This is a genomic window from Streptomyces sp. NPDC001941, from assembly GCF_040296945.1.
Taxonomy (GTDB): Bacteria; Actinomycetota; Actinomycetes; order Streptomycetales; family Streptomycetaceae; genus Streptomyces.
Genome location: NZ_JBEOYE010000034.1, coordinates 81,080 through 92,437, shown reverse-complemented (window position 1 = coordinate 92,437; position 11,358 = coordinate 81,080). Strand labels below are relative to the sequence as shown.

Below are 11,358 nucleotides of genomic sequence, written 5' to 3'. Positions count from 1 at the left end.
ACCCGCACACGCTCGGCCATCCCACCATTCTGGCAACCAACAACCACTCATCAGCCCCATGTTGGGGCGAACGTTGCCTGATGCGGCACTAGGTGCCGACGAGACGGGAACGAATGAGGAAACGAACCCCCTCCGGCGCCTCCAGCGAGAAACCGCTGCCGCGCCCCTCGACGACGTCGACGATCAGCCGGGTGTGGCTCCACGCCTCGTACTGCGACACCGACATCCAGAACGGCACGGGCTTCTCGACCCCTTCCACACTGAGCGACTCCAACAACACGTCGGAGGAGCCCGTACGGAACTCCCCGTCCTGGTAACACATGGGGGCGCTGCCGTCACAGCAGCCGCCCGACTGGTGGAACATCAGCGGACCGTGGAGCTCCGTCAACCGCCGCAACAGCCCGGCTGCCGCCTCGGTGACCTCCACGCGCGGTACGTCGTCCTTCGCCATGGGCCAGTTGAACCACACGCGAGGTTGCGACCCCGTTGCAAGCGGCCGGACCGGGTCGGATCAGGGGCCAGGCCAGGCTGAGGTCGGGGCTCAGCGGTGCAGCGGGAACCAGTCCCTCGCGTGGTCGACGGCTTCGTCGACGCCGAACAGATGGCACCGCGCCGCACCGACCGTACCGCTGCGTACGCTCCGCCCGGTCACCCCACGCACCAGGTCCGCGCCGACCTCCCCGAAGACCTCGTCGCTCAGGTCCACGTCCTCGTACGACCACCAGCGCCGCCGCCCCCGTTCCCGGATCACGCAGCTGTACGTGCGGCGCGGCGGGCTCTGCACCCGGTACTCGCCCAGGTGGAAGGCCGTACAGCGGTGGAAGCCCGCACCGAGGAGCAGTACGCGCGCCCGTAGTTCGTAGAGCCGCGCCAGGGGGGAGTCCTCGCCGAGGTGGCAGTCGGGGCGGTGGTCGGAGAGGATCTTCTCGGCGTGCGGGCCGAGCGCGGCGAACGACGTCTGCGGATGGGCACTGCGCAGCGCCCCCGGCGCCCGGCGCACGATCTCGGGAAACACCCCCACCTGTGTCGACGGCGTGGTCTCCGGGTCGAACGGCGGCATGCTGTCCCGTACGTGCCGCACCTCCTCGGCACTCAGCCCCTGCACACGCTCGCGGTAGGCGGGCGAGGTGTCGGAGTTGGCGGAGGTGAAGGTGGGGACCACGACGGTGCCCTCCGGCCCGAGTACGGACCGCAGGGCCCGCAGCACGGCCTCTCCTCCACCCTCGACCGGCCCGACCGCCCTGAGCGACGTGTGGACGAGCACCACGTCACCCGCGTTCAGCCCAAGTTCGTCGAGCTGTAAGGCGAGTTGGCCTTCCGCGAGGAGAGGGCTCAAGGCAGCTCATTCCCGCCGCCCGGTCAGACGGCGTCGTCTGTGTGCACGGCATTGTGTGCACGGCACTGGTCCCGGCTTCGCATGGTAGACCCGGCCGCCGCCCCCGTAACTCCCTCCGGCGGACCCTCACCCGCACGAGCGGCGCGCGTCGCGGCCGGAGCGCCGGTACGAGCACGACAGCGCGCGCTCGCGGACGTCCGCTCCTCGGACGCGCCCCGGCGGACGCCCCCGACCGCTACCTCAACCCACGCCCCCTCCCTCATCCCACGTGGACCCTCGGCCTGCTCTTCGGATTGGAGTCCGCGCGGCGCAGGACCTCACGGGTGACCGGCGCGACCTCGCCGTCGCCGAACACCAGGAACCTCAGCAGATGGCTGACCGGATGTCCCTCTGTCCAGTTGAAGTACACGTGCGGCACCTGCCCGGTGCGCTCGCGCAGCTGCATCAGCACCGCCGCGATCGTGTTGGGCACTCCCGCTCCCCGCACCCGCAGGATGCGCACCCCGTGCTTCTCGACGCCGTGCACCTCCAGGTCCGTCGTGAAGTCGGAGGAGTCCTTGATGACCACCTCCAGGAACAGCACCGGGCCGCCCTCGGGTATGTGCGTCTCCTCCCGCTGGCTGTACTCCTTCACCCGGTACTCCAGCGTGCTGTGCTCCTGCGGCTCGTTGGCGATGATCCGCAGCGGCCCCGCCTCGGCCGCCGCGTCGACCAGCCGCAGCGCCGTGTCGTCGAACGTGACGTCGGCGGCCCGCAACTCGAAGGCCCGGTGCACCCGGGAGGCGAATGACGTCAGCAGGATCGCCACGATGAACAGCAGCGCGATCTTCAGTCCGTCCGGCCGCTCCACCACGTTGGTCACCAGTGTGTACGCCACCACTGCCGTGACCACGGCGAACCCCACGGTGGCCCCCCGGTGCCCGCTGCGCCGTGCCGCCGCCGTGGAGGCGAACGCCGCGGACAGCATCAGGACCAGTACGCCGGTCGCGTACGCACCGCTCTGCGCGTCCACGTCCGCGTTGAACCACAGGGTGATCGACACGGCGATCACGAAGAACACCAGGACCAGCGGCCGCACCGCTCGCGCCCACTCCGGCGCCATGCCGTACCGGGGCAGGTAGCGCGGCACCAGGTTCAGCAACCCTGCCAGCGCCGAAGCCCCCGCGAACCACAGGATGCAGATCGTGGACACGTCGTAGACCGTCCCGAAGGCCTCACCCAGGTACTGGTGCGCCAGATAGGCCAGCGCCCGCCCGTTCGCCGGCCCGCCGCTCTTGAACGCCTCCTGGGGTATCAGCATCGTCGTCGCGAGACTCGAAAGCACCAGGAAGCAGCTCATGATCACGGCCGCGGTGGTGAGCAGCTTCCGCGTGTCTCGCACCCGCCCGGCCGGGTTCTCGTACGTGTCCGAGGAGTCCCCCCGCACCTGGGGCATCACGGCCACGCCCGTCTCGAACCCCGACATGCCCAGCGCCAGCTTCGGGAAGACCAGCAGTGCCACCGCGACCATCGCCAGCGGTGAGGAGTGCTCGGCCGTCATCGCCCCCGTCCAGTCGCCGATCACCTTGGGCTCGCTGACGACGTGCCAGGCGGCGCTTGCCAGCACCACCACGTTCAGGCAGAGGTACGTGGCCACCAGCACCACCGCCACGCCTATCGCCTCGCGGAACCCCTTCAGGAACACCGCGCCGAGCGCTGCTATGAGCAGCAGCGTGATCCAGACGTTGCCGCCCTCCATCCAGTGCGGCGCGAACGGGTTCTCCACCGCGTGCGCGGTGGCGTCCGCCGCGGAGAGCGTGATGGTGATGATGAAGTCGGTCGCCGCGAATCCCAGCAGCACCAGGACGAACACCTTCCCCGCCCACCACGGCAGCAGCCGCTCCAGCATCGCGATCGACCCCTCGCCGTGCGGCGACTCCTTGGCGACCCGCCGGTACACGGGCAGCGCGCCCAGCAGGGTGAGGCCGATCAGCACCAGTGTCGCCACCGGCGAGAGCAGCCCGGCGGCGAGGGCGGCGATGCCCGGCTGGTAGCCGAGGGTGGAGAAGTAGTCCACGCCCGTCAGGCACATCACCCGCCACCACCTGTGGCCCTTGTGCTCCGCCGACGTGGTTCCGTGCGGCCCGGGGTGACGGGCCGTCTGCTCGCTCAGCCCCTCCAGGAGCCAGGCGCGCCACGCACCGTGGTGGGCGCGCTGCTCCGGTTCGACGCCGGTCGCGGTCATGGTGGACTCTCCCCGAACTGCTCTGCGTGATGACGCCCCTGCCCGCCGGCCGACGCGTTGCCCGATGGCGAGGAGCGAGTATCCAGTACGAGCCCCGACCCAGCCCCGCCGGGGTGCCCCGTCGCCACGGCCCCCCGACGGTCACCTGAGACCGTTCCTCCGCCCCTCCGGCGGCTCGAACCCTCCTTGCCCCGCATCCGCTGGACACACCCCCTCTCGAAGATCACTTCCCGACCGTCGCCATGGCCACGGCCTTGCCGGTCGTGGGCGCCGCGACAAGGCCGTCGCCATGGCCACGGCCTTGCCGGTCGTGGGCGCCGCGACAAGGGCGGTCATGAGGGCCGGACGCGGGGTGGGGCGGGTCGGGTCAGCGGACCCAGCCGGTGAAGCTCTGGCCGCTCCATGCGGAGCGGTTGCCCGTCGAGCGGGCGGGTGCGCCCGGCTCCAGGGCTGCGGCCACCGCTCGGACCAGCCAGGCGTTGACCGACAGGCCCTCCTGGCCGGCCGCGTCCTCGACGCGGGCTTTGAGGTGGGCGGGCAGGCGGAAGTTGATGCGGGCCGTTCCCCCGTCATCGCCGTCGGGCGAGGCGGCCGGGGCCATTGGTGACGGGGCCGGCGCCGCTCCCGTGCCCGGCATGGAGTCGGGCCCGTGAGTGGGGGGTGGTGTCACCACGAACTCGGGGTCCAGGCCGCGGAGCCTCACGTCCACCGACCCCGGAGCCAGTTCGCGAGTCACCTCGTCCATGGCGCTGGACAGGGCACTGAGCAGGGTGAGCCTGACGGCGGACTCCAGGGGGGACGTGAGGCGCTCGGCCAGGGCGCGAGCTTCGTCCCCTCCGGCGTCCGCGGCGACCGCGAGTTCGTTGCGGAGCTGGGTGACGTAGGGCGTGAGGTCCATGACGCCAGCATGGCATCACGATGGCACCAGGACAAGGGGGGGTGGGGCTGGATGGCGCCAACTGGCCATTCGTGGCGCCAACCCCGTGAAAGTCAAGGTCACGCCGGTGCCAGACGGCTTTTTGCCGCAGTCGCATGGCGCCGGAGACGGGGGAGTGGTGCCACTCGGCCGTCCCCGTTATAGGGGCCTGGAGCCGGAGCCGGCCCCTGGTGCCACGGGCCCGGAGCCCGAGCCGGACTCGCTCCCGGGCGCCGCGGGCCCGGAGCCCGAACCCGAACCGGCTTCAGGCGCCGCCGATTTCGACGTTTCCTGCCGCGCCAGCAGCCACCGCCCGATCAGGCCCGTGGACATCAGGCCGGCCAGCAGGGACACGAGGGAGAAGGCGCCACCCGACGCCCAGTCCACGGCCGAGGCGTTCGCGGCGAGTACCACTGCGGCCACCGCGGCCACCCCCGGCACCGCCAGCAGCGCGGGCCGGGAGCGTGCCAGGTCGTCCTCGGCGAGCGAGCCGAGAACTCCGATGCCCATCGCCAGCGCCCACACCCCCAGGCCCTGCGCGTCGGCGCGGCTCGTCGACCACGGCACGAACTGCCCCCAGAACCCGGGCATCCCCAGCAGGCCGGCGCCCGCACCCAGCCAGCCCGCGCCCAGGACCGCCAGGAACGGCTTCGTCCACCCGGGCAGTGGTGCCACCCGGGCGCCGGGTGGCCCGGCGGGCCGGACGTACTGGAGCGCCAGCGTCACCACCGCACACAGCGCGAGTACACCGAGCACGCCGACCCAGCCGATGCTGAACAGCACCAGGACCACCGACCCGCCCCGGGCCACGTGGAGATCGCCGCCGTTGAGCAGGCTCACCGCGAACGTGCCGACCAGCACCACGACCACCGGCAGCACCAGTGTGCGTGCCTCCTCCCAGGCCCGTGCCCGGCCGAGCGTGAAGAGCGCGGGCACCACGCCCAGCATCGCCGCCCCGATCAGCCCCGGGCTCAGAGCCTCGGGCGACCGCCAGGGGCCGAAGGCGTACCCGAAGAGCCCGGAGACGGCCATGGCCCCGCCGGTGGTCATGCTGACCACCGCCACGACGACCGCCAGCATCGTCAGCCCGACGCTCAACGGACGCCCGCCCGGCCCGGGCTCCACGACGCCCGCTGCCGCGGACCCGTGCCGCGCACCGGCCATCCCGTCGGTCACGTCGCCACCCGTCTCACGATCCTCCGGGTCCACGGCCCGGCTCCGTTCGTCCGTCGCCGGAACCGCCGCCTCGTTCGCCGTTCCCGCCTCGCCGTTCATCCCCGTACCGGCTCCCCGTCCGTGATCCGCGCCGCCGCCGGAGTCGAAGCCTCAACCTGTACGGGGTGTGAAGCCTGTACGGGGTGTGAAGAGGGCGACTCGACGACGCCGGAGGCAGTCGGTGCGAGCGCCCGCTTCGCCAACTCCCGTTCGTACATCACCCGCAGGCTCACCAGGATCGTCGCCGCGAACGCCAGCACCCCGCAGCCGATGCTCACGCCGGCCGACACCGCCGTCGCGTGGTCCAGCCCCATCGACCGTTCGAACAGCACCGCCGCACCGACGGAGAACGCGGGCGCCAGGCACAGGCACGCGAGGTGCAGCCCCCACTCCTCGCGCGCCCAGGTCCGGCCCTCGCGCCCCGCCCCGCGCAGCCGCAGCACCATCACGGCGTACGCGACGGCGTAGGGGACCAGGTAGGCCGTGAGCAGGCGCACCCCCTGGGCGCCACGCTCCAGATGGTCGCCGACCACCCACGCGAGCGCCGCTGCGGCCACCACGTGCGCCACTGCGAGGACGGGCCAGGGCGCCCAGGTGCGCGTACCCTCCGCGATCGTCCGAGGTCCGCGCCGACGGTCCCACGCGCGCGAGGCGAGCAGCGAGCCGAACACCACGACGGACCCCAGGTGCATGATCGCGACCCGGTTGACGTCCTCCATCGACAGGCCGGGCATCAGCAGGGGCAGCCCGCCCCACTCGAAGCGGAGCAGGGGTGCCGTCATCAAGTAGCCGTAGCAGAGCAGCATCCACCGCTGGTGCAGGCCGGGGAAGCGGCCCACGGCGGCCAGAATGCCGAACGTCACGCTCAGGACCGTCCCCACCAGGATGGTCGCGAGGATGATCCAGAACGCGGAGCCGCTGAAGGCGTCCTGGGGCGCGGTGCGCGCCAGGTACGTACCCGCGCCCGCCATCGAGACGTAGACGGTCACCGCGAAGGCGATGCCGGACCAGCGGTGCAGTCGGGGCCGTCGTCGTACCGCCGAGAGCAGTTGGAGCGGTCCGAGCAGCATCAGCGCACCGCCGAGCACCGAGTGCACGATCATCGGCACCAGGCTGCGCCCGTAGGGCCCGATCCGTGTCTTGAGGGCCTCCGCCACGTATGCGGGGGACACCGTCTTCGAGAGGAACCACTCGCCGAACGCGGGCGCGCCCGGGCGCGCGTAGGGCCATAGTTCCGTCATGGCGACGGGCGCGTAGCCGACGCACACCGCCACCACCGTGACGATCGCGGCGCGCCCCCAGGTGACCCGGTGGACGACCTCCCTGAGACGGCTCACGGTGTCTTCTCCCCGCTCGGCGGTCGGGGCCCAGCACTCAGCGCCCCATAGTCCTTTCTGGACTATCGAGAACGTAAGGCTCCGCCGTCATCGGGGTCAACAGGTGCGCGAGGGCAAGGTGGTTGCCGGCCACGCGCGCGTAGCGACGGAGAGGCGCACGCGCGTGGCGACCGGCAGTCAGTCCTCCCGGTGTTCCACCCACTGCCAGAAGTCGACCATCATCCGCTCGTACCGGATGCCGAACTCGAGCGCCTCGCGCTGGCCGCGCGTGAGCAGCTCTCCCACGCTCTCGGCGAGGCCCTCGTACTCGGTGAGCGTGCGCTCGTGCTCCGACAGCTGAACGGGTGCGATGGTGCCGGGGCGCGCCCCGAACCACAGTTTCAGGATGCCCCGTTCACGCGCCTCGACCGGCACGAACGCCGGGTCCTCCAGCCAGCCCCGCAACGCCTCGCGGCCCGCCTCGGTGAGGCTCATCAACCGCCGGTTCCGCCCGCCCTCCTGGCGTGCCTGGGACAACAGCCCGGCCTCCAGGAGCCGGTCGCACTGCGCGTACACCTGTGCGTGCGGCACCGACCAGAAGGGTGCGACCGTCCGTGCCGCCTCGACCTTCACGTCGTACGGACTTGCCTCGCCGAGCTTTTCGATGATGCCGAGGACGAGGTACGAGGGCGTGGTCAACCGGGCTTCAGGCATGCGGCGACCGTATCGCGGCCCCCTGTCGGGGTGTGCTCGTCCCGCAGGAGCGGAACCCAACCCTCCGGCCCTGACGCCCACTTCACCCAAGAGGTTGTGCGAACTGACCGTGTCATGCAACACAGTCGTACGACATTGTCAGGTGACAAAGTCGAATGTAACTTCATGGTCGACAGCGGTTGCACGACACGCGCTCCAGGCCCCGAGGCCGACCGGTACGGAACGAAAGGCATTCCCATGACGCTCGCCCCCACGTCTCCCGCACGCGCCACCGACTCCCGCCCCCGCACCGGCATCCGCCCCATCCCCGAGCGCCCCGCGCTGCCCCTGATCGGCCACGCCCTCGACATCCCCAGCGGCGCCGAGGGGCTGCGCCACCTGATGAACGAGGTGAAGGAACTGGGCCCGGTCTTCCGGGTCCGTGCCTTCGGCTCCGAGACCGTCCTCGTCGGCGGGCTCGACCTGGTCGCCGAACTCTGCGACGAGACGCGCTTCCGCAAGAACGTGCACGCCGACCTCGTCGAGATCCGTCAGATCGCCGGCGACGGCCTGTTCACCGCCTACCGGGACGAGCCCAACTGGCAGAAGGCCCACGACATCCTGCTGCCCGCGTTCTCCCTCGGTGCGATGCGCGGCTACCACGCCACCATGCTGCGCGTCGCCCGTTCGCTGGTCGGCAAGTGGGACAGGGCCGTGGGGGCAGGGCCGGTGGACGTGGCCGACGACATGACCCGGCTCACCTTCGACACCATCGGACTGTGCGGCTTCGACTACGACTTCGGCTCCTTCGGCCGCGACGACCTCCACCCCTTCGTCGACGCCATGGGCCGCGCCCTGGGCCACACGCAGCTCAAGGGAGAGTCCATCCCCGGTACCGAACTCTTCCGCTGGAAGCGCGCCGAACAGTTCCGCAAGGACGCGGCGCTGATGACCGACCTCGTCGACGAGGTCATCCGGGCCCGCAGGGCCTCCGGTGACACCAGCACCGACGACCTCCTCGGCCGCATGCTGCACACGCGCGACACCACGACCGGCGAGCCGCTGGACGACGTCAACATCCGCCACCAGGTGATCACCTTCCTGATCGCCGGGCACGAAACCACCAGCGGTGCCCTGGCGTTCGCCCTGCACTACCTCACCAAGCACCCCGCCGTCCTGGCCCGCGCACAGGCCGAAGTGGACGCACTGTGGGGCGACACCGACAGCCCTGATCCCTCCTACGGCGACATCGGCAAGCTCACCTATCTGCGCCAGGTCCTCAACGAGAGCCTGCGGCTGTGGCCCACCGCCCCCGCCTTCGCCCTGGAGCCCCTGGAGGACACCGTCATCGGCGGCACCCACCAGGTGCGCAAGGGAGAGACGCTGATGGTGCTGACGCCCGCCCTGCACCGCGACCCTGCCTGGGGCGAGAACGTCGAGCTGTTCGACCCCGAGCGCTTCACGCCGGAGCGCGAGGCAGCCCGCCCCGTACACCTCTTCAAGCCCTTCGGCAGCGGAGAGCGGGCCTGCATCGGACGGCAGTTCGCCCTGCACGAGGCCACCCTGCTGCTCGGCCTCCTGGTCCACCGCTACCGGCTGATCGACCACGCGGACTACGAACTGAAGGTCAAGCAGACGCTCACCCTCAAGCCCGACGGCTTCACCCTGCAACTCGCCCGCCGCACCTCCGCGGAACGACGCCCGTCCGCGCCGCAGGGCCCCACCCTCCCGGTCACACCGCCGACGCCGGACACCCGAGGGCGCCGTCGCGCCCGTACGACCTCCCTCACCCTGCTGCACGGCTCCAACCTGGGCACTTGTACGGGCATCGCCCACGACCTGGCCGCAGAGGGCGACGAGTACGGCTTCACCACCGCGGTCTCCCCGCTCGACGACTGGGCCGGCCGTCTCACCGACGCCGACGGTCCGGTGGTCATCGCCGCCGCCTCCTACAACGGCCGTCCCACCGACGACGCCGCCCGGTTCGTCGCCCGGCTCGACGAGCTGCGACCCGGCTCGCTCGACGGACTGCGGTACGCCGTCCTCGGCGTCGGCGACCGCAACTGGGCCGCCACCTACCAGCGCGTCCCCACCCTGATCGACGAGCGCCTGCGCGCCGCCGGGGCCACGCCACTACTGGAGCGTGCCGAGGCCGACGCCTCCGGCGACTTCGCCTCCGCCGTCGACCGCTGGAGCACCGACCTGTGGACCGTACTGCTCGACCAGTACGGCGAGGGGGAGACGACGTCCGGCGCCCCGGACGACACGCAGGCACCGGACAGTGGCGAGGACGGCCTGTACGTCCTGGAGGACGCCCCCGACCGCGTCACCGGTGACCTGGCGGCCCGCCACGGCGTCCGCCCCATGGAGGTCGTCGAAGCCCGTGAACTGGTCGACGTGGAGCACCCGCTGGGCCGCTCCAAGCGCTACCTGAGGCTGCGGCTGCCCGAGGGAGTCACGTACCGCACCGGCGACCACCTCGCCGTCCTGCCGCGCAACCCCCGGGAACTGGTGCGGCGGGTCGCCGACCGCTTCGGGCTCGACCTGGACCGCACGGTACGGCTGAGCGCGCGCCGCCGCAGCCGCGCCGCCCTGCCCGTGGACCGTCCACTGACCCTGCGCACCCTGCTGACGGAGTTCGTCGAACTCCAGGAGCCCGCCGAGCCCGCCCAGGTCGCACTCCTCGCCGCCCACACGGCGTGCCCTCCGGAGCGCGTCCCGCTGGCCGCACTCGCGGCCTCGGACAGCGACGCGTTCCGCGAGCGGGTCACCGACGCGCGAGTGAGCGTCCTGGACCTCCTGGAGCGCTACCGCGCCTGTGAATTGCCCTTCGAGCGATTCCTGGAGCTCCTTCCGGTCCTGCGCCCCCGCCACTACTCGATCTCCTCCTCCGCGCAGGCCGCTCCGCGCGAGGTGGAGCTGATGGTCTCGCTGCTCGCGGCACCCCACCGCGCGGGGGAGGGCGAGTTCCAGGGGGTCGGCTCCCACTACCTGGCGACCGTACGAGCCGGAGACGTGGTCCACGCGCGCGTACTGCCGTGCGCGGACGCCTTCCGTCTGCCCCAGGACGAGACGGTGCCGGTGATCCTGGTGAGCGCCGGCACGGGCCTGGCGCCCTTCCGGGGCGCCGTCCTCGACCGGGCGCACACCGGCTCCACGGGCACCCTGCTGTGCTACTTCGGCTGCGACCACCCCGACGTCGACTACCTGCACCAGGACGAGTTCGCTCGGGCGCAGGAGGCGGGGGCGGTCAGCATGCGGCCCGCGTTCTCCCGGGCTCCCGAAGGAGGCGTGCGCTACGTACAGGACCGCATCGCCCGAGAGAGTGCCGAGGTGTGGCGCGTCCTGGAAGCCGGAGGCCGGGTGTACGTGTGCGGCGACGGGCGGCGGATGGCACCCGCGGTCCGCGACGCGTTCAAGGCCGTCTACCGGGAGCGCACGGGCGCGGACGCGGCTGTGGCCGAGGACTGGCTGACCGCCATGACGGAGTCGGGGACCTACGTGGAGGACGTCTGGGCGGGCTGACCGCCCGGACCGCCGGAAGGGGCCTGGCCGGACACCGTACAGCGGTGTCCGGACAGGCCCCACTTCGGTGTTCGCCGTACGGAGTGGGGCCGTTACAGCTCTCGCCTGCGATGCAGGAAGGCGCGTTCGGCCC

Annotated in this window: 8 protein-coding genes; 1 reads left to right on the top strand and 7 read right to left on the bottom strand. The window is 71.7% G+C overall.

The annotated features are described in order from the left end of the window. Positions 1–88: 88 nt before the first annotated feature. The 7 genes from ABT160_RS22885 to ABT160_RS22855 form a co-directional block, all read right to left on the bottom strand. Complete coding sequence (locus ABT160_RS22885) at positions 89–451, bottom strand: DUF779 domain-containing protein (protein ID WP_351649591.1); 363 nt, start codon at positions 449–451, stop codon at positions 89–91. 90 nt (positions 452–541) lie between these two features. Beyond that, positions 542–1,336, bottom strand: a complete 795-nt coding sequence (locus tag ABT160_RS22880; protein WP_351649590.1) for an AAC(3) family N-acetyltransferase — start codon at positions 1,334–1,336, stop codon at positions 542–544. Between the two features lie 259 nt (positions 1,337–1,595). Beyond that, the gene (locus tag ABT160_RS22875) at positions 1,596–3,560 is read right to left on the bottom strand and encodes an APC family permease (protein WP_351649589.1); all 1,965 of its coding nucleotides are present in this window, start codon (positions 3,558–3,560) and stop codon (positions 1,596–1,598) included. Positions 3,561–3,927: 367 nt separating this feature from the next. Further along, positions 3,928–4,458: a hypothetical protein gene (locus tag ABT160_RS22870; RefSeq protein ID WP_351649588.1), complete on the bottom strand. Its 531-nt coding sequence runs from the start codon at positions 4,456–4,458 to the stop codon at positions 3,928–3,930. Positions 4,459–4,635: 177 nt separating this feature from the next. Beyond that, entirely contained in the window at positions 4,636–5,685 is a 1,050-nt protein-coding gene (locus ABT160_RS22865) for a hypothetical protein (RefSeq protein WP_351649587.1), read from the bottom strand. A gap of 62 nt (positions 5,686–5,747) precedes the next feature. Next, positions 5,748–7,028 (bottom strand): DUF2306 domain-containing protein, encoded by a 1,281-nt coding sequence (locus ABT160_RS22860; protein WP_351649586.1) that lies wholly within the window; start codon positions 7,026–7,028, stop codon positions 5,748–5,750. Between the two features lie 177 nt (positions 7,029–7,205). Beyond that, entirely contained in the window at positions 7,206–7,721 is a 516-nt protein-coding gene (locus tag ABT160_RS22855; RefSeq protein ID WP_351649585.1) for a PadR family transcriptional regulator, read from the bottom strand. 237 nt (positions 7,722–7,958) lie between these two features. On the opposite strand from ABT160_RS22855, the gene ABT160_RS22850 reads away from it, so the two are divergent. Beyond that, positions 7,959–11,225, top strand: coding sequence for a bifunctional cytochrome P450/NADPH--P450 reductase (locus ABT160_RS22850; protein ID WP_351649584.1), 3,267 nt, complete (start codon positions 7,959–7,961; stop codon positions 11,223–11,225). Positions 11,226–11,358 lie beyond the last annotated feature (133 nt).

What these genes read in the sequence shown, in the direction of transcription:
- ABT160_RS22855 (WP_351649585.1), bottom strand. Translation starts at nt 7,721, where the DNA reads ATGCCTGAAGCCCGGTTGACCACGCCCTCGTACCTCGTCCTCGGCATC.
- ABT160_RS22885 (WP_351649591.1), bottom strand. Translation starts at nt 451, where the DNA reads ATGGCGAAGGACGACGTACCGCGCGTGGAGGTCACCGAGGCGGCAGCC.
- ABT160_RS22870 (WP_351649588.1), bottom strand. Translation starts at nt 4,458, where the DNA reads ATGGACCTCACGCCCTACGTCACCCAGCTCCGCAACGAACTCGCGGTC.
- ABT160_RS22875 (WP_351649589.1), bottom strand. Translation starts at nt 3,560, where the DNA reads ATGACCGCGACCGGCGTCGAACCGGAGCAGCGCGCCCACCACGGTGCG.
- ABT160_RS22850 (WP_351649584.1), top strand. Translation starts at nt 7,959, where the DNA reads ATGACGCTCGCCCCCACGTCTCCCGCACGCGCCACCGACTCCCGCCCC.